The sequence below is a fragment of the Streptomyces sp. NPDC031340 genome (assembly GCF_055569945.1).
Map to the genome: position 1 here is coordinate 80,127 of NZ_JBVIIE010000002.1, position 20,916 is coordinate 101,042.

Here is a 20,916-nt window from a genome sequence, read left to right on the forward strand (position 1 = left end):
CCGCCCCCCCCCCCCCCCCCCCCTCCCCCCCCCCCTCCCCCCCCCCCCCCCCCCCCCCCCCCCCCCCCCCCCCCCCCCGGGCCGGGACGGCGGGCACGGCGGTGTTGCGGTCCTACCGGCCCGTGTCCGTTTTCTTCTGCGTTCCGCGTGTGCCGGCTGTCACGCGGACTGGGTGGGCAGTCCGGCGGTGATCCAGTCCTCCTTGCCGTCCTTGTAGGTGTAGACGCGCTGGTAGCCGAGCTGGGTCAGCCGGCCGGCGGCCTGGGCGGAGTTGGGGCAGGTGGGGCCGGTGCAGTACACGATCACTTCGGACTGCTGGTCGGGGACCAGCTGGGGGGCGAGGGTGTCCACCTGGTCGAGCGGCAGGCAGTGGGCGCCCGGCAGGTGGGCCTCCTTCCAGTACTGCTCCGGCAGGGCCTCCAGGACCGTCACCGCGCCGGCGTCGATCTTCTGCTTGACCTCGTCACGGGTCAGGTTCTGCACCATGGGGTACCTCCAGTGGGTCGTGGCTGCGTGCGCACTCATGTGGCGCACCAGCGGGATTTCCGTGCGTGCGCACACACTTTAACCATTGTGTGCGCACGCACGCAACCCTGGGTATCATCGCCTGATGGCCGACCGAGACTACGGACTAGAGGCGTGGCGGGCGATGCTGCTCGCCCACAAGGCTGCACTGCAGGCGATCGAGAGCGACGTCCAGCGCGACGGCCGCGTCCCGCTCACGTGGTACGACGTACTGCTCGAACTGAAGGCGGCCGGCGCGGAGGGCCTGCGCATGCGGGAGGTCGCGGACCGCGTCGTACTCAGCCGCACCCGGGTGAGCCGTCTGGTGGACGACATGGTGCGCGCGGGGCTCGTGCACAAGACGCCCGATCCGTATGACGGTCGGGTGTCCTGGGCGGCGATCACCGAGGAAGGCGCCACCGTGCTGCGCGCCACCGCTCCTGTTTATCTGCGCAGCATCCACCGACACTTCTCCACATATCTGAGTGACGAGGACGCTCAGGTGGTCGCCGAGGCCCTGGGCAAGGTCGCGGAGCAGGACCGCGGCGTGCACGGGAGCTGACCGGGACCCGTCCGCGGCCCGCCGGTCCGTGCCGGCGGTGGCGAGATCCGGTGCTGCCGGCCCGGTGGCGCCGGCCCGGTGGCGCCGGCCCGGTGGTGCCGGCCCGGTGGTGCGGTGCGGAGTCCGGGACTGCCGCCGTCCGCGTTCGGGGGCGGACCGAGCTCAGCCGAGACCGCGGTGGGCGGCCCACAACGTCCCGGCGTGGCCGGCGGCGTCAGAGATCAGGGCCGCCAGTTCGGGTCTGTCCGGGACGGGGAACGAGACGTATGCGCCCCGGCCGCCGCCGACCGGCCGGCCATAGGCCTTGGCGGCGAGGCGGCCGTCCGGGAGAAGCCGGACGTTGAGGGTGGTCAGGGTGAACGCTTCACCCCGTCGAGTGTCCGTCCAGCGAAGCGCCTCCGGGATCGTGACGTTGATCGCCAGAGCACTCACTTCCAGGTCGCTGCTCATCGACGGATGATCTCACGCCGGTCGCCGCGGGCGGGTGCCACCGCGGATGCGCTCATGCGGCAGGGCGGCAGCCGTTCCGAGAGACCGTTGCGGGTTTCCCCGGCGATACGCGTCCTAGCGGCGGGTGGCTGTCCTGGACGGCGGTACGGAGACGGGCGGTTCGGGCGGCTGCGTCAGCCGGACCGTGCCGCCCGGCTTCGTGCAGCCGTGGGCGCCGGAGGTGAGGACCGTGCAGGCCCTGGCGTCGGACGGGGCGTCCGCCGCGACCATGGGGGTGTAGACGTCGGTGTCGTAGTGCACCGTGTCCTGTTCGGTCGTGCCCTTCGCGGACACGACCCGCGCGACGTCACCCGCACGGCCCCAGCTGATCCGGGCCCAGGCCGCCTTGCAGGAGTCGCTGTAGCGCAGTTCGACGTAGACACCGTCGATCCGGGTGATCGCTGAGGTTCATGGGTCGCCGCAGCCTTGCGTCTTGGGGTCCTTGCCGGTGCAACTCTGCTCGTAGCAGCTCACGTTGAGGGCACCGGAAGCGTGGGCGGTGGACGGTCGTCGGACTGCGGCGGCTGTGCCGTTCGCGCCTTTCGCGGCGTGCGTCGTCCACAGGGCGACGGCGGCTCCGGTCGCGGTGACGGCCAGCGCCAGGGCTGAGGCCGGCACGGTCCAGCGGCGGCTCGTTCCGGCCCATCGCCCCCGACGGCCCCGGCGGATCCGCGCCTCGACGGATGCGCCGGGCTGCTCCGTTGGTGAGCGGAACACCACCAACCACGGCGGGGACATCGCGGCGGCCCACGCGTGGGGGGAACGAAGGTCCCCTCGACAGCGGCCGGGTCCTGGTCGACGGAACGCTGAAGGACACCAGGTGGGGCTCCAGCAACGGCGACGGCATGTCGGCCTGCCTGCAGATCCACGCCAAGTATGCCGACGGCGGCACGCGCGACGAGTGGGTGTACACCGGCGGCAGGCACACGAAGGGCATCTACTGCACCTTCGCATCGAGCGTGCGCACGATCTGGGTGCGCGAGGGCCTCGGCAAGGGCGGCCACTGCACGAAGACGGCCCAGAACGGCGTCTACAAGATCTACCCGCAGTGAGCTCTCGGTCCTCAGCGCCCCCAGTGCTCCGCACAGGTACGGAGCAGAGCATTGAGCACTGAGCTCTGAGCACTGAGAGCGACACGGGGGAGAAGCGGGACGGGGCTCGCGGCAGAGGGGGAAGCCACGGGCCCCGTTCTCCTCGTCGCGCACGGCTTCGACGCGAGCCGACCGCACCAGCTCCCGCAAAAGGGTAAGAAGCGTCCATCTGGTCACACGGTGACCGTGTCCCGTTCCCCGGAGGTGAGCTGATGACGACGGCGACCATGCGTGCGGCGCGCTTCTCTCGGGCCGACCGCCGGCTGCGGGTGGCTCAGGTGCCGGTGCCGCAGCCGGGACCGTCCGACGTGCTGGTCCGCGTCGAGGCCTGCGGGATCTGCCTGTCGGACGTGCACATGATCGACGGCACCCTCGACTGCCCGCTGGAGGAGGTCACCCCGGGCCACGAGCCGGCGGGCACCATCGCCCGGGTGGGCGCCGACGTCCCGTACTGGCAGCCGGGCCGGCGGGTGGTCATCGCGCCGGGCAGAGCCTGCGGCTCCTGTCCCCACTGCGGTGACGTACAGGGCTGCCTCGCCCCGCAGACGATGGGACAGAACTGGGACGGCGCCTGGGCGCAGTACGTCGTCACACCGTTCCAGACCCTGGTGGAGGTGCCCGACGGGGTGCCCATCGAGCAGGCGGCGATCTGTGCCGACGCGGTCGCCACACCGTTCTCGGGAATCGTCGAACGCGGTGGGCTGCGACCGGGCGAGCGGGCCGGCGTGTGGGGGATCGGCGGCCTCGGCGTGCACGCCGTCCAGATCGCCCGGCTGGCCGGGGCGAGCCTCGTCGTCGCCGTCGACCCCCTCGACTCCGCCCGCCGGCGGGCGCTGGAGGCCGGAGCCGACCACGCCCTCGACCCCGCGACGACCGACGTCCCCGAGCAGGTGCGGCGGCTCACCGACGGTGAGGGGCTGGACCTGACGGCCGAACTCTCCGGCGTCGGCAGCGCCCTCGCCCAGGCGGTCTCCTGTCTCGGCCGGTACGGACGGGCCGTCATGATCGGCATGTCGCCGCAGCCGGTCCACCTCACCGAGAACACGATCCTCTTCGGCTACTACAACCACGCAGTCCTCGGCCACGACGGCTACACCCGCCGCCACCTCACCCAGCTCATGCGCCTGCTGGCGGCCGGCCGCCTCGACCTGTCCCGCTCGGTCTCCGAGGTACTGCCGCTGGAGGAGATCGCCCGGGGCGTGGAGCGGCTGCGGACGAAAGAGGGCGACCCGGTGCGCCTCGTGGTCAGGCCGTAGCCGGGAGAGGACCCGGCCGTGCAACGGAGAACTCGTATGCCGGTGACCTCCTACCTGCGCAGGCAGGCGACGATCGCCGTGCTCGTCAACGTGGTGGTCAACGGGCTGATCACCTGGCTCGGCCATCGCCGCACGGGCTTCGTTCCGCTCGCCGGGAGCAGCGGCATCACCACCGATGTCTTCGTGACCTCGGTCCTGCTGTCGTTGCTGGTCTCGCTGTTCGTCACCAAAGGAGTACGCCACGACCTCACCGCCGGACGCCTGGCGGCGGCGGACGAACCCCCCGGGGCGGGGCGCCTGCTTGCACGGCTGCCCGCGCGGTGGTGGGCGCTCGGCCTGCTGATCGGGGTGACGGCGGGCGTCGTCGCCGTCGTTGTGCTGGGGCTGCTCGGTGCGCTGGGGCTGTCCGGCCTCGGCCTGGGGGCGTTCGTGGCGTTCATGGCCGGATACACCGGGCTGCTCGGATACGCCGTGACCCGCTGGGTGATCCTCCGGCAGCTGGCGGAGCACCGGACGGGTCCGCAGGGCACGAGCGGCCCGGGCCGCTGAGACCGCGCACCCGGGAACTCGGCTCCCCTCCACCCGCACCGCCGCGGTCTTCTGCCGTGCTCGATGTGATCCGCGGGTCAGCAGTTCAGTGTGACGACGACCGAGCGGTTGCGCTCCGCCGGTCCCGGCAGCAGGACCCCGTCGGCGAGGTCGTTCACATGCCCGGGCCAGTCGGTGCCGACGCCACGCACGGTGATGCGGTCGGCGGGGATGCCCAGATCCACCAGGACGGCGCGGACGGTCTGGGCGCGCTGGAGCGAGAGCCGTCGGCGGCCCGCCTCCGTTCCCGCGGACGCGGTCGTACCGGTGAGCCGGACCTTGGCGTCGTGTGCCGAAGCCCAGTCGGCGATGTCCTGCAGCGCCACCTTCGCGGCCGCGGGATCGCGCAGGACGGCCCGGTCGGGCTTGAAGCCGACGCTGCCGCTGTTGTGCAGCACGTGGTCGCCGCAGCCGGCCGTGTAGGTCTCCACCGGCGGCACGGCGACGCGAGAGACCGCCGGGGTGCCCGCGACGGACTTCGACTGCCGGGGCGTGGTGTCCACCGAGACGCAGGCGGCGCCCGCCTTCTCGGCGATCGCCTGCCACATGGCGACCAGGTTGTCGTGCTGGCGGACCGGCAGGGCGGCCTGCGGAGCGGAAGTGTCCCCGATGCCGGCCAGCAGCACCTCGACACCGGTCAGCCGAGGCAGGGACGACTTCCGGGCCAGGAAGCCGGCGACGTCGGCGGGATCGGCGTCGAGCACATCGCCATGCCGGAAGTCGAGCGGGGGGACCGTCTGGAGCCCCGAGTCGACGACGACCACGGTGCCGCCCTCACCGACGGCCCGGGCGGCCACGCCGAGTGCGGTCAGCGGATCGGCCTCGGGCCGGACCGCCTTCGCCGCGCGCATCGCCGCCTCGACCTGCCCGACGTAGGCGTCGTGATCCGTGTCGCGGGCCGGACCGTTCTGTCCGTCGGTGTGGAAGGCCTGCGAGAAGACCTTCTCGGGGGCGCCGTCGACGCGTACGACGGTAACGGTCGCCTCCGCGTCCATCGCCGCGTCGAGCAGGGCCTGCACGGACGACGGCAGTTCCGGGGCGGGACTGTTGGCGCGGGCGCCCAGCACCAGGGCGAGCGACCTGGTCTCGGCGGCCCCGCACCCGGGGAGCCGGGGCGGCGTGCTCGCCCCCGCCGGACCGCCGCAGCCGGCGGCCGTCGCGATGACGGCGCACAGCAGCACGGTGGTGCGCAGGCGGCCGCCGAAGGGGCGGGAGAAGGCGGACGATTTCATCTTCGACCTCCTGGTCGTGAGGTTGAACCGGCAGGCAGGGCCGTGGGGAGGGAGGGGCGGGCGGAAGGCGGGCGGATCAGGGGCTGGTCCAATGCCGGCCGCAGCGCGGGCAGCGCCGCCCGAGGCGGCAGTCGCGGCAGGAACCGCTGCCGCCCTGGGGGCATGTCCCGCACTTCCGCAGCCGGCCGCCGCAGTGCGGGCAGAACGCGGGCGGGGGCGGAGGCGGCCGCATCGGGTCCCGCCCCGGCACCGGGCTCACGCCGCCTCCTCCGGCGGCGGGGCCGCGTGCAGGCCGGGCCGTCCCGGCGGCGCCTTCGCCAGCCGGGCACCGGATTCGGTGAGACCGTCGGTGGCGGCCGGGTCGCCGATGTGCGCGGCCATCAGGAAGCGCGCATAGTGCTTCAGCTCGTCCGCCCACGCCAGGCGCTCGGCCGTGGCCGACTCCCAGCGACGGCGGTCGCGATCCCGTTCCGCCTGATGCTGCTCGTACCGGTGGAGCGCGCGCACCTGACGTGAGGTCAGGACCCGCACCTCGGCCCTGGCCCTCTCGTGGTGGCGCTGCGCACGGGCGTACGACTCGGCCACCGGATTGTGGGAGAGATACGAGGTGATGCCCGCTACCAGGCCGCCCGCCAGGAACAGTCCGAGGAACAGCATGGCCCCGCCCATGTCGTGACGGGCGACGGCGTCCTCGGCCGGGGAGACGGAGTAAGGGCTGCCGATCGAGCGGCCGCCGGCGCGGCCGGCCGGCTCATGGGTGGCGCGGACGTAGCAACAGACCGCGCCCATGAACAGCCAGACCGTGGTCGCGGCCACGGTGAGCAGGCCTGCCGGGGGGAGGTGCCGCTCGACGTACCGGCGGGCCGTCGAGCCGATGAGGTGGGTCAGGCCGAGGGACAGACCGGTGAACCCCGCGACGAGCAGCCAGACCGTCCAGGGCTGCTGCTGGGCCATCAGCAGTGCGACGATCTGGTAGAAGGCGGCCGCGTCGGCGGCTGCGGCGATCAGCAGCAGAACGTACACGTGGCTGTTGCGGGAGACGCCGGTCAGGCGGTCGGCGTCCGCGAACGGACGGCGGCGGCCCGGCGAAGGGGATCGGGTCATCGGGCGGTCCTCCGGTTGTCGTCGTCAGGCGTGAGGCGGTCGCGTTGCAGGGCGAGGTCGTTCTCGGCGCGCAGCAGGTCGTCCTCCGCGTGACGGAGGGCTGTTCCGGCGGCCGCGAGTTCCTCCGCGGCCACCCCGACCAGGTGGTCGCAGACCGCCTCGCGCAGGGTGTGCTCGGCGTCCAGCCGGGCGATCCACTGCGCCGCCCACGCGTCGACGAGGTGGTCCAGGGCCGCGCCCGTGCCGGCGTCGATGCCGTCCGGCGCCAGTTCGCCGACGAACTGACGCAGGGTTTCCCGCGCGGTGCCCAGGTCGGCCGGGGGTGCCATCCGGTAGAGCGCGGGGATCGTCCAGCTCGGATCGCCGTCGACCACGGTGGAGACCGCGGGTTCGGGCTGGTCCTGGCGGGCTTTGCGCCTGCGGTGCGAAAGGGGTGTGAACACGGGGGACTTCCTCTCGGTGTGGCCGGTCGCGGGCGTCGTGAGGGGTGAGCGAGTCGTGGTCGTGGTGGCCGTCGTGGCCGTGTGCGGGCGTGCGTGGCCGGTCGGTCAGCGCGGGCTCGGGGCGCCGACGGCCCAGCCGGGCAGTTCCGGGCCCCCCTGCTTGAGTTGTGCGTTGATCCGGGCGCCGTCCGGGTGCCGCCGGACCAGTTGCCGGTAATAGGCGACAACCCGGCGCAGGGTCTGCTCGTGGATGTGGACCGCGCGCGCCGCCGCGAGCTCCTCCCGAGCGGCGATGCGGGCTTCGACCTCGCGCACCTCGATGCTGAGTGCCGCCATCCGCTCGGCCGCCCGGGCCTCGGCGGCACGGGCCGCGCTGAGCAGGCCGGCTCGCTCCCGGGCCCGGCGGGCTCGTACGACGGACTCGTCGGTCCGGTGCTCCCCGCCGCGGCGCCGCGCCAGGTCCTCGTCCGTCATGGGGGCGGCCAGCTCGCGGACGGCCGCCTCCGCTTCGGCCGAGGCGCGTTCCGCCTCCGCGAGGCGCGCACGGACCGCCTCAGCGTGCGCCAGGAGTTCGGCGCAGTCTTTGCGGCACCGGATCCACTCGCGCTGCTGGAGGGCGGCTGCTCCCCGGCCGAGGTATTCCGGGGTGGGAGTGCCGAGGGTGCCGTCCTGGTCGAGCGCGGGCAGTCCGGCGGAGGCGTCACGGTTGGCGTGGTGCCGGTCGACGAGACGCAGGTGGAGCGGGTAGCGCCGGGGCGCGGGCGGGTCGACGGGGCGCTGGGCGCGGCCGTTGCGACGTCGGAGCATTCGGGCCTCCAGTGGGCTCAGCGGCCACCGCGGAGCGGTGTGCGGATGGCGTCCCGGAGGCAGGCTCCGAGAACTTCTGACTAGACAGTCCCTTGCTTCGCCACTGGAGTCAACCTCATTGGTGACTTTTTCTCTATCAAAAGAAGATGTAGTTGCTCGGTTGGAAGCTTCTCCGCTGGTTTACTTGATACTGGAAGGTAGTATTCTTGTGGAGGTCCGCAGAACTCTGACGGAGGAAGAGGAAGGGCGTCGCAGTGATCCTCAAGGCCCAGATCCCGGCCATCCCGGAAAGTCGGCTCCAGCAGATGCCGGCGCGGCTCGCCCGGAAGGTCGGCCCCCTCTTCGGGGTCCCCTGGGACGGCGCCCCCGGTGACATGCGCTCATGGTGCTGCGACTACATCCAGCTCACACTCGCGGAGATCATGCGCGGCGCCCCCCGCAGGGCCAAGAAGTCCGAGCTGGGCGGCTACGACGACCGGGGCGTGCCCGACGACGTCGTACGGGGGCACCCCGTCATCGCCAACGCCACCGCGGCACGGTTCGGCCCGGACACCAAGGCCGCCTTCGTGCTCGTCGGCGCGAACGTCCTGCTGAAGCCGGTCACCGACGCCTTGTGCGGAGCGCTGCGCGAGGTACCCGTGCAGGATCCGCAACTCCTGCTCGGCGCGTACGGCTACTGCCTGATCGAGGTCTTCAGGTCCGAGCCGGTCCTGCTCGTCGCCGCTCTCCAGGCCCAGGGAGTCCAGCGGGCGCTGGGCGGAGTGTCCGTGCCCATCCAGACCGGCACCGTGACGAGCCTGGCCTCGCACGAGTACGGGCCGAACCGGGTGCGCTACGACCCCGGAAACGCACCGGTGAGCCTGGACCTGGTGGAGCGTCTCACCGACGTCCTGTGCGAGCGGCTGGAGCCCCGCGAGCGGGTCGACGCGGACGCCCCCGAACCGATCCCGGGCGGCAGCGCCCGCGACCGGCTGCACCGCACGATCGTGGGCATGGCCCAGGCCACCCTCCTGGACATGACCGAAGGAGCCGTCGACGCGGCCGTGCGGGTCGTGGACACGGCCCGAGGCCGGACAGGAGAGGTGCTCCTGATCACACCGGCCCGGATTCAGCGATTCGCACACGCGGCCTCGGTGCACGTGAAACTCCCCGAAGGCGCGGCGGAGAGCCGAATGGCCGACAAACTGACCCTGCTCGGCGACATCGCCGAGGGCATCCCCCAGGGATCGGACCTTGACCGCCGAGCCGCGCTGACGGTCCGCCGAGGATTGCTGACGGCCGCACTGGCCCTGTTCCAGAACCGGGACGAGTCCAGCCGGCACCTGAGAGGGCGCATGTTCGAAGCGCTCACCGAGCGCATCCGGGAGCAGTTCGGCGAGGACTCGGTCGACTACCGGTTGGAGCGCCTGAAGGCGCTCGCCGACCTCATCCACTTCCCGGCGGCACAGAACGAGGATCCCCGTGACCCGCACGTCGTCGTCCGGCGCGCCGCATGGCTGGATGAAGCGCTCGACCGGGCCCACGAACTCCTGGCGGACACCGCCGAGGGCCACGTCGACGCCGGGCAACTGGTCCAGCGACTGCCGGACCTGCTGGTCGCCGTCAACCAGGTGCGCAGGGCCGTGCACAAGGAGCCGATCGCGAGCCTGCCGGACGCGCAAGAGATCACCCGGCGACTCCTCCCCCTCTGGGACGCCTACCAGCGGCTGATCGCATCCTTCCTCGGCCAGGACAACCCGCGTTACCACTACCGGCAGCACAACTACTGCGCGTTCCTCGTCGGGCCGGGTTCCCCCCACGACCTGCGTGCGCGCGGACTCGAACTGTACGACCTGGAGGTGATTCCGGCCCGCAGGAAGGCGGTGGAAGGGGGCGCCGCGTTCGTCACCCTGCGCGGCCCGCTCCAGGTGGCCATGCGTGGCCACGTCGCCCTCGCCCGGGAACACGACGACCCGGCAGCGAGCCAGGTCCACCTCGCCACCGCGCGGTCCTACGCCCGAGAAGTGCTGGCGAACGAGGAAGAGACCCGCGCCCTCCTGGGGGAGTCCGGCGCCAGGACCACCAGCGGTTTCATCATGGCGACCGCTCTGGCCGAATGCTTCCTCGCCTCGGCGGAGTTCGCCCCGGCCGCCGACCAGGCAGAGGAACGCGCCGAGTGGCTCCACCAGGCCGCACAACTGCTGCGCCTTGCCGCGCCGTACGTCACGGGCGAGTCGACGGGCCACAAGAACCGAGCCGACCGACGCAGAATCTACGAGGAGTTGCGCGACCAGCTGACCGAGCTCGTCGGCGACGGTGGACAGGGATGACCCCCGAACTCGCCGGGATGGCCCGTGCCGACGACGCCGTGCGCCGCCTCGAGGCCGCCGCCGCGCACATGAACCCACTGCGTGCGGCGACCCCCCGCGACCTGCCCGATCACCGTGAACGCTTCGTCCGCGACTGGGAACGGGGACGGCCCCGCGATCCCCTCTTCACCTACGACGAGTGCTCCGATGACGGCGTCCGCGCGGCCACGGCGCTGCTCGCCGACATGGAGGGGCTGTCCGACCCCTGGCACCGCATGGTCGGGAACGAGGCCCGCCGCACCGTCGAGACCTTCCGCGCCTGCGCCGACCACGATGCCGGCCGCATCACCGAGCTGACGCTGGCGGCGAACGGACGCCCGGACGACGCCCTGCTCGCCGAGGCGCACGCGGTGCTGGCCGCCGCCCGGACGGACCCCGACGACAAGGGCGCCGCGGGCGAGGGCGGAGAGGCAGCGGGGCTGGACGCGGCGGCATCAGCGTCCGTCCTCACTCAAGTGCTTGCGGAACTCGGTCTGTCCGACTGGACCGTGCTGGTCAGGCCCGACATGGCGGCTCGCATGAGCGTGCTCGCTGCGCACCGCCAGATCAACCTGCGGGCCGACCTGCTCCTGACAGTGGAAGACCTCGTCCGGCTTGCCGTGCACGAGATCGGCACGCACGTCTTCCGCTCGGTGAACGCGCGCCGTGGCCCGCGGATCCTCCACCTGCGGCTGCCCGGCCACACGGAAACCGAGGAGGGACTGGCCGTCTGGCACGAGCGGACCGTGGCCGGGGCGGGCGCCGTCGACCCACGGTTCGCGATGCGGGTCGTCGCGGTGCACCGCGCGCTCACCGGGAGCTTCACCGATGTCGTCGCCGACTTGCTGCCGTACACCGGTCTGCGCACCGCATTCGACGTAGCCGTGCGGGTCAAGCGCGGCCTCACCGACACCTCCGTCGCAGGCGGCTACTGCAAGGACCACGTCTACCTTTCGGGGTATCACATGGTCCGCAGCCACCTCGAACAATTCCCGCAGGACCATCCGGTGCTGATGAGCGCGAAGTGGCCGCTGCGCCAGATCGGTCTACTGACCGAAGTCGGCCTCCCCGCGACGCTCCCGGGTCCCCTGATGCTGCCCGACGACAAGCTCGCCCGGCGCGTGCGGTCGCTCGCCCGCCGCTGTTCGACGACGCTCAGAACGCCCACGTGAGCACATCCGGATCCGTCTGCGCACAGCAGGGGGCGCCGGGGCGCCGGGGCGCCAGGGCGGCGGTACGGCATTCGGTGGCAGCGGCTGCGCGGGCACAGACGATGCCGGGACGGGTGGCCGGCGGGGCTGTCGGCCCCCGGCCGGGCCTGCTGTGTCACCGGTGACCGCGCAGGTGCAATCGTGCTCGGCGCACTTCCCGGCCCGGTCCGGAGGCGCCGGCGCTCGTCGCGTCCATCTCAGCAGTGGCGCGGTACGTCCATCTCCGCCCAGACGGCTTGGCCGGTGCTGGTCCACCGCACGCCCCAGCGTGTGGTGAGTTTGTGGACCACCAGCAGGCCGCGTCCCCGCTCGTCGAGCACGTCGCTGCGGCGCAGGCGCGGCCGGCCGTTGCCGGTGTCGCCGACCTCGCAGGTCAGGCGGCCCCTGGCGCTGACCAGCCGTAGGGTGACCGGTTCGGAGCCGAAGCGGACGGCGTTGGTGACCAGTTCACTGATGACCAGCAGGGCGCGATCGTGGGCCTGGTCGCCGGTGCGCCAGCGCCGCAGCAGGGGAGAGGCCAGGGTGCGGGCGCGGGCGGGGGTGTCGTCGCGGGCGGGCAGCTGCCAGGTCGCGGTGTGCCGGCTGTGGCGGCCGGTCATACGGGCGAGCAGCAGGGTCACGTCGTCGCGCAGGCGCCCCCGCGGGGCCAGCTCCGCGGTCACGCGGCGCGCGGCCTGCTGCAGGTCGTCCCAGGGATGCACCTCACGCACCACCTCTTCGAGGCGGCTGATGCCGTCGTCGATGGAGGTCACCGGGTCCTCGACCAGGCCGTCGGTGTAGAGGGCGAGAAGCGAGCCGGGCGGCGCGGCGAACTCGTGCACCTCGAACGGTTCCCGCACGGCGAACTCGGCTCCCAGGCCCGGGTGAGGCTGCGACGTGACGGTCGCGGCGGACCCGTCGGGACGGACGAGGACGGGCGGCAGATGCCCGGCGTTGGACATCGTCACCCGGTTGTCGACCGGATCGTAGACGGCGACGCAGCACGTCGATCCCAGTGCGCTGTATCCGGCCGCCAGGCCCGCGTCCGTGTCGTCCAGGAGCGTGACCGTCTCGTCGAGACGTTGCAGCACTTCTCCGGGGCCCAGCCCGGCCGACAACAGCGCGCGGGCCTCCATGCTGAGCTGGCCCATGGCCGCCGCGGCCCCCAGGCCGTGCCCGACGACGTCGCCGACCACCAGGGCGGTACGGTCACCGGGCAGGGGAAAGCTGTTCACCCAGTCACCGCCGACGCCTGCGCTGTCGGGGGTGGTGGGCTGGTAGACGGTGGCGACCTCGATGGTGTCGCTGCTGGTCCGCGGCAGCAGCCGGCGCTGCAACGCCAGGACCTGCGCGTGTTCACGCTGATGCTGGCGGGCCAGATCGACGTGACGGGCGGTCTTGGCCACGAGTTCCTGCAGGTCGAGCAGTTCGCCGGCGCGGAAGGGGCGGTCCTGGCGCCGCCAGACCTCCGTCACGCCCAGCACGACGGGCCCTGGTGTGCCTTCTGGTCCTTCGACGACCAACGGTATGCACGCCACACTCGCCGGCCGGTCGCCGGGCACCAGAGCGCGCACCAGCCGCGGATCGCCGAGATCCCGCTCGATCGCCGCACGGTCGGTGAGGACGACGGCCTGCGGTACCTCGTCACGCATGACCGCGCCGAGCAGCAGGCGGCTCGCTTCGCGGGGCAGGTTGTCCCCGCACGTCACATATCCCTCGGGCCAGGACCGGTCCGGCGCCAGGGCCGCCCGGCGCAGCCGGATCCGCTCGTGCGCCTGCTCGGTGACGGCCTCGCCCGTCCACACGGCGAAATCGAAGTCGACGGCGGCCACGTCTCCCCACGCCAGCAGGGACTGGGCCAGGGACTGGGCGGTTTCGCCGACGTCCAGTGACGTCCCGATCGCGGTCGCGGACGCGTACAGGTGCAGTCGCCTGGCCATGGCGATCAGGGAGACCGTCAGACCTCCCTGCGGTGGGGCGGCCGGCAGGATGCTCATCGAGACCACCAGCTCCGTCCCGTCGTCCCGCCGCAGGCGCTGGACCCGGGCGACGTGCGCCTCCTGCGTCTCGATGACGCTCCGCAGCCGCTGCGTGACCGTCGGCACGTCCTCGGGCGGCAGCAGTTCGGCGAAGGCGGCCCCCGGCGCGATGCTCACCCCGGCGAACGGGGCCGCGCTCAGATTGGAGCCGGTGATCCTCAGATTCCAGTCGAGATTGACCACTCCGAGGATCTGCTCCTGGCCCTCGGCTTCCGGGCTGTCACCTACGGGCCGACGCGCACCGGGGTCGCTCCCGGCAGCGGGATCTGGGGCCTCGGTTGCCGTGGCCCGGCGGATGTAGTCCGCCAGGGCACCGCTGACCATGCCGAACGGCGGCCCGGACGAGGAGGCGGGTGTGGGATCCATGCAGGCTCACTCAGCTCGCGGCCTCCGGCATGCGCCGGAGAGGAATTCCCGAGTCCGTGCGGCCGAGCCCCGAGATCCCTCACCGCACCTCTCCTGGATAGCACAGTCGTCGTCTTCACCGTAGGGGCGGAAGCGACCGGAGCGGACGCGGGCGCCGCCGATTCAGGGCCGCTCGGCCATCGGCCGGCGCCTGCTCGATCCGCTGATCGCGGGCTGCCGGCTTCGGCGATCGGCGAGTGTCGCCCGTTCGGCCCCGTGGAGGGTGCCGAGAAGTGCCGGCGTGCGGTCAGCGCGCTCCGCGGATGCTGTCGATGATGCGGGTCCAGTTGTCGCTGCCGTGCCCGTTCTCGATCGCGCGCCGGCAATGGGCCTGCACGGCGGGCGGAAGTGCCAGGTCGAACCCAGTGACGTGCTGGTCTCCACGATGTGGTCGGACGTCGCGCCCATCATGGTGACCGTGCTGAGGTCGCCGGGATGTTCTCCGGCATCGAGCACGGTGCCGGGATTCTCTAGAGCGAGTTGGGCTTGATGCATCAGCGGGGCGGAGGCCCGGGTCCTCGCCCAGACATGGGCCGCCTCCGTGCAGACCATCGGTGCGGGAACCGGCACGGCCGAGCCGAACGACGGGTGCGCCGCCGCCCCATCGTGCTTTCCGACCGCTTCCCGACCGCACAGACGTGTTTGCGTCAGTGAAGGTCTCTGGCGTGTTTCTGGTGTGTCGGGGGAGGACCCGAATCCGGTGAAGCCGGCGAGGCGGGTGTGTCCGACGCGCTGGCGGAGAGCGCTGCCGGCAGGGTCGGCCGGGGTTGTGAACAGGGCTGCTTCCGTCCCGCCCGCGGCCGACTCGCCCATGTTCACCTGGCCCGTCGCGGCGCCCGCGTAGCCGCGACCGCTCGGGCGGGGCCGGGGTGTGGACGGCGGTCCGCCTGTCGTCAAGGTGTGACCTGGCCGCTCGGCCGCGACATCTCGCTCGGTCGTACGTCGCCGCCTGTCGCCGAAGGGCTTCCCGATCGCGCACACTCCGCAACCAGCCTTCCCGGCGCCGTGCCGCGCTGCGATTCGTGCGGCCGGACTCCTTGACACCCTCGGCGTCCGGTGCGCTTAATAGCCCGAACTTCAGGCCTTTTAGCGAAAGGCGGCCTCATGACCGGTGTGCTCTCCCAGCGTGACGCGGCACGGATCGACGATGCCATCGCCGAGCAGGCGGAGGAGGCGTTCGTCTTCCTGGAGCGACTCGTCGCCGCGCCGAGCACCCTGGGGCGGGAGGCGGCGGCGCAGTCCGTGATCGAGGAGGAGCTCACCGGCCTCGGCTTCGAGGTGCGGCGGGTGGAGATACCCGAGACGATCACCGACGACCCGCTGTCGGGCGTGCCCCAACTGCCCTACCAGGGCCGGTACGACGTCTACGGCACGCTGGGCGGCAGCACCGACACCCCCGCGCTCCTGCTGAACGGGCACATCGACGTGGTGCCCGCCGAGGACGGCGAGCTGTGGTCCTCGCCGCCGTTCACCCCCACCCGGCGTGACGGCTGGCTCCACGGACGCGGCGCGGCCGACATGAAGTGCGGTTTCGCCATGGCCGCCCTGGCCCTGCGCGGACTGCGAGCGGCCGGTATCGGCCCCCCGCGCCCGCTGGGCTTCCTGAGCGTGGTGGAGGAGGAGTGCACCGGCCACGGCACCCTCGCCGCCGGCCGGGCCGGCATCCTCGGCGACAACGTCCTGCTGATGGAGCCCACCGACCTCGGCATCCTGCTCAGCGGCAGCGGCGTGCTGTGGGTCGACGTCGAGGTGATCTCGGGCGGCGGCCACGCCGAGCGAGCCGACCGCTCCGGCAACCCGGTGCTCCTCCTGATCCGGGCCCTGGAGCAGCTGCGCGATTTCGAGCGCAGGGTCAACGAACACCGGGACCCGGTGTTCGCCCGGGTCGACCATCCCTACAACGTGAACATCGGCCGCATCTGCTCAGGCGACTGGACGTCCAGCGTGCCCGCCCGGGCACGGGCCTCGGTCCGCGTCGGTTTCCCCCGGTCGTGGTCACCGGCCCGCGCCGAGCGCGAGGTCCGCGAGGCGATCGACCGGTCGGCCGCGGCCGACCCGCTGCTCGCGGCGCATCGCCCGACGGTGCGCGCCTCCGGCTTCCGTGCGGAGGGCTACGCCCTGGACCCGGACCATCCTCTGGTCGAGGTGGTGGCGGCGGCTCACCGGGACGCCCACGGCATCACCCCGGAAGCGTACGCGGTGGGCTCCACCACCGACGCGCGGTTCTACCTCAACCAGTTCGCACGCCCCGCGCTGTGCTACGGGCCACGGGTGCGCAACATGCACGGAGTCGACGAGGCCGTGGAGCTCGCGAGCATCGTGACGGGAGCGCGCACTCTCGCCCGGGTGATTCCCGCGCTGCTCACCGAACCCGGCTCTTGCTGACCACGACTACGAGGAGACTTCGTGACCGACCTCCCCACTGCCGATGAGGGCCCCTCTCCCGACATGCCCACCGGTGAACCCGACCTGTTCGCCGACATATTCGCCGAGGACGAACCGCCGGGTCTGAACACGCTGTTCCAGCCCCTGCGAATGCTGTCCGCCGGGGAGCGGATCGCCGACCGGCTGGTCACCGCGATCGCGCTGGGCGGCTTCGTGCCCGGCCAGCGGCTGCCGAGCGAACGGGAGCTGTCCGCCATGCTGCAGGTCAGCCGCTCGTCGGTGGGGGAGGCGATCCAGCGACTGAGCGCCGAGGGCTATGTGACGGTCCGGCGGGGACGCAGCGGGGGCGTCTTCGTCACGACGTCGTGGGGGCCGGGCTCCGCCGAGAAGATCCGCAGAACGCTCCTGCCGACCTGGAAGGAGATGGAGCAGGTACTCGAGTGCCGGGCCTTCACCGAGGAGATGATCGCCAGTGTGGCGGCCCGCCGTCGCACCGACGAGGACACCGCCGCCATCAGCGAGGCCCTGGAGGACTACCGCGCCGCCGGCGACGACCGTGAGGCGTCCCGGGCCGCGGACGAGGCCTTCCACCTGGCCGTGGCGCGCGCCACCCACAACGTGTACCTGGTCAAGCTGAGCCGGCGGCTGCGGCAGGCGGTCAACCTCGGTTTCCGGAGCGAACCGTACAGCGCGGAACTGCGCCGGACGGCGCTGCACCAGCACGCCTCGCTGGCCGAGGCGATCAACGACGGGCGGGCCGCGGAAGCCGGTGCCCTCGCCGCCGAGCACTTCACCCTGACCACCGAATCCACCCTGCGCGACCTGGTCGCGCGGATCCGTGACGACGGGCGGCACCCGGAAGGAGAGACCACCCCGCCCGGCCACGACCAGGCCTGACACCCCCGAAGAACCCCACGGAGAGGAACCCTCGTGCCCATCGCGGCCGTCAACGACATCCAGATCAATTACCGGCTCGAAGGCGAGGGCCCCGAGACGATCGTCCTCGTCAACGGGCTGGCCGACGACCTGACCACCTGGGACTACCAGGTCCCGGCCTTCCTCGAGGCCGGATACCGCGTCCTGCGCTTCGACAACCGGGGTGTGGGGCAGACCAGCAAGCCGGCAGGCCCCTACACCAGCCGGATGCTCGCCGACGACGCCAAGGCGCTGGTGGACCGTCTCGGCATCACCGGCTTCCATCTGATGGGCACCTCCATGGGCGGCATGATCTCCCAGGAGTACGCCATCAACTACGGGAGCGACCTGCGCTCCCTGGTGCTGTCCTGCACCTACGCGGCCCCGGGGCCGTTCTGCTCCCGGCTGTTCACCGTCTGGGCCGAACTGGCGCCCACCCACGGGGTCCCGTTCATCATGCGTGAGGTGACCCTGTGGGCCTTCACCCAGGACTTCTTCGAAAACCGCCCCTCCGAACTCGCGGCCTTCGAGGACGAGATGGCGGCCATGCCGTGGCCGGCCGAGGCATACCTGTCCCAGCTCGACATCATCCGCGAGCACGACACCACCGACCGGCTGTCCCGCATCACCGTCCCCACCCTGGTACAGGCAGGTGAGGAGGACATCCTCATCCCGGTCAGGCTCTCCCGCGCACTGCACAAGGGCATCCCGGACGCGGAGTGGGCGACCACCCGCGGTGGACACGCCTGCCTCTGGGAGCACCCCGACCAGTTCAACTCCACTCTTCTCGAGTTCTGGTCCAGACACCGCCGCGCCGCCTCACCGGCCGGATGAAAGCAAGGAGCACCACGTTGTCACAGCACAGCACCCCCGGTGAGAACGGGACCGGCGGGACCGCATCCGGGAAGCTCGGCCTCCTGGGCGTGATGATGCCCGGCCTCGCCCAGGTCGGGCCGTTCTTCAACATCCTCTTCAGCACGGTCCTCGTCGCCGGCCTGGTCGGTGTCTCGACCCCCCTGGTCTATCTCATCGCCATGTTCGGGATCGGCGCGACCGCCAACAGCTTCGCCCAGTTCTCCCACAAGTACCCGAGCTCCGGATCATTCGTCACCTTCATCACGCGGGCCCTGGGCGCCCCGGTCGGTGTGGTGACCGGCGTGGTCGCGATGCTCGGATACGTCATCGCCTTCGGCGGCATCTACGTCTTCGTCGGCGACTACATACGCCAGAACCTGCTCGGTGACACCCACTTCACCGGGGCCACCGCGCTGATCACCGTCGCGTACGGCGTCCTGGTGCTCCTTCCGGCCATCCTCGGTCTGTCGTTCGGTATGCGCACCACCATCGCCCTCTACATCGTGGAGATCGTGGTACTGGCCGTCTTCGTGATCGGTGTCCTGATCCAGGGCGGCAAGGACGGCCTCAGCCTGCTTCCCCTGACCCTGCAGGGAGTCGCCGATCCCAAGAGTCTCGCCCTGGCGCTGTCGCTCACCGTGCTCGCCTACGGCGGCTTCGAGGCCGCGGCGCCGTTCGCCGAGGAGACCGCCGACCCGCGCCGCAACGTGCCGATCGCCCTGCTCGCCAACGTCGCGATCAGCGGACTGGTCTACGTCCTCGGCTCGTACGCCCTGGTGATCGCGTTCGGCGTGGAGCACGTGGACACGATGGTCAAGGACCCCAACCCGTTCGTGACCGCCGGCCACGCCTTCGTCCCCTTCGTCGCGGTCGCCGTCAGCTGGGTGTTCATGTCGAGCATCACCAGCTCCTACATCGCCGCCAACCTCGAGACCTCCCGGGTCGTCGCGGCCGGCGCACGCGGCGGGCTGTGGTGGGGCGGCCTGTCACGACTGCACCCCAAGTTCGGCACGCCGTGGGTGGCCGTCGTCGGCTTCGTGGTTCCGAGCGTGGCGATCGGCGTACTGTCCACGCTGTTCACCGATCCGGGAACGGCCGCGGGCTTCCTCGGCACCTACGGCACCATCGGTTTCCTGCTGATGTACATGGTGACCAACGTCGCCCTGGTCGTCGAGTGGGTCAAGGACCGCCGTGCCGGGGAACGCGGCCATGTCTTCTCCCGGCTGATCTCGCCGGTCGTCGGGGTCCTGGTGCTGATCATCCCCTTCTGGGGCGACTTCCAGCCGGGGCAGGCCGCGCCGTACAGCTACCTGCCCGTGCTGACCGTCCTGCTGATCCTCGCCGGCGTCGCCTACATGCTGGTGCTGCGCAGCCGCAAGCCGCACGTCATGGACCGGGCGGCGGCTCTCCTCAGCGGGGAGGAGCTCGACGAGGAAACGGCCCCGGCCGCCGGCTGACCCGGGCCGACCCGCAGTTACGGCACCGGAGTGAACGCGCCGTTCCTCCGGGGCCGTGGCGTATCACGACCGCCGTCGGCCCGGAAGCGGTGAACTCCTCGACGGCGGACCGGTGGACGGCGGCGGAGACCACCGGGGTGTGGGCACGGGATCCGATCCGCGAGCAGGCCCCGGACCACGTGCCACGCCGGCCTCAGCCCAATGTCGAGGCGCGTGCGACCAGGGCGGGAGACAACAGCTCGGATTCGACGTCCTCGCCCGCCAGCCGCTTCATGAGCAACCGCACCGCACGCACACCCATGTCGTGCATGGGGGACCGGATGGTCGACAGTCCGATGGGCAGGCATCCCGCGAGCGGCACGTCGTTGAACCCGATGACCGCGATGTCGGTGCCGACGGTCAGCCCCGCGTGGCGGCACGCCTCCATGGCCCCGATCGCGGCGAAGTCGTTGACGGCGAACACGGCGGTGGGTCTGGTGCGCCCGGCCAGCAGTCGCTGCATGGCCTCCCGGCCCCCGCCGGTGTCGAAGCGGGAATGCACGATCCTGGTGGCCGGCACCTTGATCCCCGCGGCAGCGTAGGCGTCCCGGAAGCCGGCGGTGCGGTCGATGCCCGTGCTGGCGTACGGCTCACCGGCGATGACCCCGACCCGCCGATGACCCAGCTGCAGCAGGTGCTCGGCGGCCAGCTGACCGCCCCGGTAGTCGTCGCAGGTCACCGACGGATGGGAGCCGGCCCGCCGGGAGACCAGCACGAACGGCACGCCACGCCCGGCCACCTCGTCCAGGAAGCGCCCGTCCACGTCGGCATCGCCGAAGATCATCCCGTCCACACGACGGGCGAGCACCATTTCGGTGCGTTGGCGCCGCGCCACCGGGTCGTCACCGGTGTTGGCCACGAACGCGGAGAACCCCGACGCCGCGCACGCCTCCTCGATGCCCTCGTAGATGGTGGCCAGCACCATGTCGACGAGCCGTGGGACGAGCACCCCGATGAGGTTGCTGCGCTGGGTGCGCAGGCTCGTCGCGTGCGGGTTGGGTGTGTAACCGATCTCCTCCGCGATGCGCCGGATCCGGTCGGCGGTCTCCCGCCCGGCCATCCGGACACCGGTTCCCATCGTCCCGTTCAGGACCCGCGAAACCGTCGACACATGGACTCCGGCGAGCTCGGCGACCGTGCGCAAGGTGGCCCGGCCCGCCGCGTCTATGTGCGGCAGCTGCCCCCCCGTAGAACCTTCGACCATCCTCGCCTTCCTCTCCGCTCGACA

The 20,916-nt window shown here is 71.8% G+C and carries 19 protein-coding genes and 1 pseudogene; 10 read left to right on the forward strand and 10 right to left on the reverse strand.

What is annotated here, in order from left to right; genetic code table 11:
• Positions 1–159: 159 nt before the first annotated feature.
• Positions 160–486 (reverse strand): rhodanese-like domain-containing protein, encoded by a 327-nt coding sequence (locus tag ACZ5GT_RS01790; protein ID WP_469012693.1) that lies wholly within the window; start codon positions 484–486, stop codon positions 160–162.
• A gap of 124 nt (positions 487–610) precedes the next feature.
• Here ACZ5GT_RS01790 and ACZ5GT_RS01795 point away from each other — a divergent pair, with 124 nt between their 5' ends.
• Positions 611–1,066 (forward strand): MarR family winged helix-turn-helix transcriptional regulator, encoded by a 456-nt coding sequence (locus ACZ5GT_RS01795; protein ID WP_469012697.1) that lies wholly within the window; start codon positions 611–613, stop codon positions 1,064–1,066.
• A 162-nt stretch (positions 1,067–1,228) separates the two neighbouring features.
• On the opposite strand, the gene ACZ5GT_RS01800 is transcribed toward ACZ5GT_RS01795, so the two are convergent.
• Both ACZ5GT_RS01800 and ACZ5GT_RS01805 read right to left on the reverse strand, forming a co-directional pair.
• Positions 1,229–1,516 (reverse strand): hypothetical protein, encoded by a 288-nt coding sequence (locus ACZ5GT_RS01800; protein ID WP_469012700.1) that lies wholly within the window; start codon positions 1,514–1,516, stop codon positions 1,229–1,231.
• A gap of 114 nt (positions 1,517–1,630) precedes the next feature.
• A complete protein-coding gene (locus ACZ5GT_RS01805; RefSeq protein ID WP_469013133.1) occupies positions 1,631–1,954 on the reverse strand; it encodes a DUF2690 domain-containing protein in 324 nt (107 codons plus the stop codon).
• Positions 1,955–2,259: 305 nt separating this feature from the next.
• On the opposite strand from ACZ5GT_RS01805, the gene ACZ5GT_RS01810 reads away from it, so the two are divergent.
• The 3 genes from ACZ5GT_RS01810 (at position 2,260) to ACZ5GT_RS01820 (ending at position 4,451) form a co-directional block, all read left to right on the forward strand.
• On the forward strand, positions 2,260–2,607 hold the full coding sequence (locus tag ACZ5GT_RS01810) for a hypothetical protein (protein WP_469012705.1): 348 nt from the start codon (positions 2,260–2,262) through the stop codon (positions 2,605–2,607).
• 251 nt (positions 2,608–2,858) lie between these two features.
• Positions 2,859–3,902 (forward strand): zinc-binding dehydrogenase, encoded by a 1,044-nt coding sequence (locus ACZ5GT_RS01815; protein ID WP_469012710.1) that lies wholly within the window; start codon positions 2,859–2,861, stop codon positions 3,900–3,902.
• A 36-nt stretch (positions 3,903–3,938) separates the two neighbouring features.
• A complete protein-coding gene (locus ACZ5GT_RS01820) occupies positions 3,939–4,451 on the forward strand; it encodes a hypothetical protein (RefSeq protein WP_469012714.1) in 513 nt (170 codons plus the stop codon).
• Positions 4,452–4,528: 77 nt separating this feature from the next.
• Here the strand turns inward: ACZ5GT_RS01820 and ACZ5GT_RS01825 are convergent, their stop codons facing one another.
• The 4 genes from ACZ5GT_RS01825 to ACZ5GT_RS01840 form a co-directional block, all read right to left on the reverse strand.
• Positions 4,529–5,722: an OmpA family protein gene (locus tag ACZ5GT_RS01825; RefSeq protein WP_469012716.1), complete on the reverse strand. Its 1,194-nt coding sequence runs from the start codon at positions 5,720–5,722 to the stop codon at positions 4,529–4,531.
• Positions 5,723–5,977: 255 nt separating this feature from the next.
• Positions 5,978–6,826 carry a hypothetical protein gene (locus ACZ5GT_RS01830; RefSeq protein WP_469012720.1) on the reverse strand — a complete coding sequence of 283 codons (849 nt, stop codon included), beginning with the start codon at positions 6,824–6,826 and terminating at the stop codon, positions 5,978–5,980.
• Positions 6,823–7,269, reverse strand: a complete 447-nt coding sequence (locus ACZ5GT_RS01835) for a hypothetical protein (protein WP_469012723.1) — start codon at positions 7,267–7,269, stop codon at positions 6,823–6,825. Before ACZ5GT_RS01835 ends, ACZ5GT_RS01830 begins: the two co-directional genes overlap by 4 nt.
• Positions 7,270–7,374: 105 nt before the next feature.
• Positions 7,375–8,076, reverse strand: a complete 702-nt coding sequence (locus ACZ5GT_RS01840; protein WP_469012725.1) for a hypothetical protein — start codon at positions 8,074–8,076, stop codon at positions 7,375–7,377.
• A 254-nt stretch (positions 8,077–8,330) separates the two neighbouring features.
• Between ACZ5GT_RS01840 and ACZ5GT_RS01845 the strand changes: the two genes are divergently transcribed.
• Positions 8,331–10,385 carry a hypothetical protein gene (locus tag ACZ5GT_RS01845; RefSeq protein WP_469012726.1) on the forward strand — a complete coding sequence of 685 codons (2,055 nt, stop codon included), beginning with the start codon at positions 8,331–8,333 and terminating at the stop codon, positions 10,383–10,385.
• Positions 10,382–11,575: a tyrosine/phenylalanine carboxypeptidase domain-containing protein gene (locus ACZ5GT_RS01850; RefSeq protein WP_469012729.1), complete on the forward strand. Its 1,194-nt coding sequence runs from the start codon at positions 10,382–10,384 to the stop codon at positions 11,573–11,575. The genes ACZ5GT_RS01845 and ACZ5GT_RS01850 overlap by 4 nt, the downstream gene beginning before the upstream one ends.
• Before the next feature lie 236 nt (positions 11,576–11,811).
• Here ACZ5GT_RS01850 and ACZ5GT_RS01855 read toward each other — a convergent pair whose 3' ends face one another.
• Together ACZ5GT_RS01855 and ACZ5GT_RS01860 are read right to left on the reverse strand one after the other, a co-directional pair.
• Positions 11,812–13,998, reverse strand: a complete 2,187-nt coding sequence (locus tag ACZ5GT_RS01855; protein ID WP_469012731.1) for an ATP-binding SpoIIE family protein phosphatase — start codon at positions 13,996–13,998, stop codon at positions 11,812–11,814.
• A 286-nt stretch (positions 13,999–14,284) separates the two neighbouring features.
• Positions 14,285–14,607: pseudogene (locus ACZ5GT_RS01860) on the reverse strand (imine reductase family protein); the annotation flags it as partial.
• 534 nt (positions 14,608–15,141) lie between these two features.
• Between ACZ5GT_RS01860 and ACZ5GT_RS01865 the strand changes: the two are divergent.
• Genes ACZ5GT_RS01865 through ACZ5GT_RS01880 form a run of 4 tightly spaced genes read left to right on the forward strand, consistent with a single transcriptional unit; the run spans position 15,142 to position 19,649 of the window.
• Positions 15,142–16,422 (forward strand): ArgE/DapE family deacylase, encoded by a 1,281-nt coding sequence (locus tag ACZ5GT_RS01865; RefSeq protein WP_469012734.1) that lies wholly within the window; start codon positions 15,142–15,144, stop codon positions 16,420–16,422.
• A gap of 21 nt (positions 16,423–16,443) precedes the next feature.
• Positions 16,444–17,319 carry a FadR/GntR family transcriptional regulator gene (locus ACZ5GT_RS01870; protein ID WP_469012737.1) on the forward strand — a complete coding sequence of 292 codons (876 nt, stop codon included), beginning with the start codon at positions 16,444–16,446 and terminating at the stop codon, positions 17,317–17,319.
• A 33-nt stretch (positions 17,320–17,352) separates the two neighbouring features.
• The gene (locus ACZ5GT_RS01875) at positions 17,353–18,171 is read left to right on the forward strand and encodes an alpha/beta fold hydrolase (RefSeq protein WP_469012740.1); all 819 of its coding nucleotides are present in this window, start codon (positions 17,353–17,355) and stop codon (positions 18,169–18,171) included.
• A gap of 17 nt (positions 18,172–18,188) precedes the next feature.
• Positions 18,189–19,649: an APC family permease gene (locus ACZ5GT_RS01880; protein WP_469012742.1), complete on the forward strand. Its 1,461-nt coding sequence runs from the start codon at positions 18,189–18,191 to the stop codon at positions 19,647–19,649.
• Between the two features lie 193 nt (positions 19,650–19,842).
• Here ACZ5GT_RS01880 and ACZ5GT_RS01885 read toward each other — a convergent pair whose 3' ends face one another.
• The gene (locus tag ACZ5GT_RS01885; RefSeq protein ID WP_469012745.1) at positions 19,843–20,892 is read right to left on the reverse strand and encodes a LacI family DNA-binding transcriptional regulator; all 1,050 of its coding nucleotides are present in this window, start codon (positions 20,890–20,892) and stop codon (positions 19,843–19,845) included.
• Positions 20,893–20,916: the final 24 nt, after the last annotated feature.

Coding starts and splice junctions, on each gene's coding strand:
- ACZ5GT_RS01830 (WP_469012720.1), bottom strand. CDS start 6,826: ATGACCCGATCCCCTTCGCCGGGCCGCCGCCGTCCGTTCGCGGACGCC.
- ACZ5GT_RS01825 (WP_469012716.1), bottom strand. CDS start 5,722: ATGAAATCGTCCGCCTTCTCCCGCCCCTTCGGCGGCCGCCTGCGCACC.
- ACZ5GT_RS01800 (WP_469012700.1), bottom strand. CDS start 1,516: ATGAGCAGCGACCTGGAAGTGAGTGCTCTGGCGATCAACGTCACGATC.
- ACZ5GT_RS01840 (WP_469012725.1), bottom strand. CDS start 8,076: ATGCTCCGACGTCGCAACGGCCGCGCCCAGCGCCCCGTCGACCCGCCC.
- ACZ5GT_RS01815 (WP_469012710.1), top strand. CDS start 2,859: ATGACGACGGCGACCATGCGTGCGGCGCGCTTCTCTCGGGCCGACCGC.
- ACZ5GT_RS01855 (WP_469012731.1), bottom strand. CDS start 13,998: ATGGATCCCACACCCGCCTCCTCGTCCGGGCCGCCGTTCGGCATGGTC.
- ACZ5GT_RS01790 (WP_469012693.1), bottom strand. CDS start 486: ATGGTGCAGAACCTGACCCGTGACGAGGTCAAGCAGAAGATCGACGCC.
- ACZ5GT_RS01865 (WP_469012734.1), top strand. CDS start 15,142: ATGACCGGTGTGCTCTCCCAGCGTGACGCGGCACGGATCGACGATGCC.
- ACZ5GT_RS01820 (WP_469012714.1), top strand. CDS start 3,939: ATGCCGGTGACCTCCTACCTGCGCAGGCAGGCGACGATCGCCGTGCTC.
- ACZ5GT_RS01885 (WP_469012745.1), bottom strand. CDS start 20,892: ATGGTCGAAGGTTCTACGGGGGGGCAGCTGCCGCACATAGACGCGGCG.
- ACZ5GT_RS01850 (WP_469012729.1), top strand. CDS start 10,382: ATGACCCCCGAACTCGCCGGGATGGCCCGTGCCGACGACGCCGTGCGC.
- ACZ5GT_RS01795 (WP_469012697.1), top strand. CDS start 611: ATGGCCGACCGAGACTACGGACTAGAGGCGTGGCGGGCGATGCTGCTC.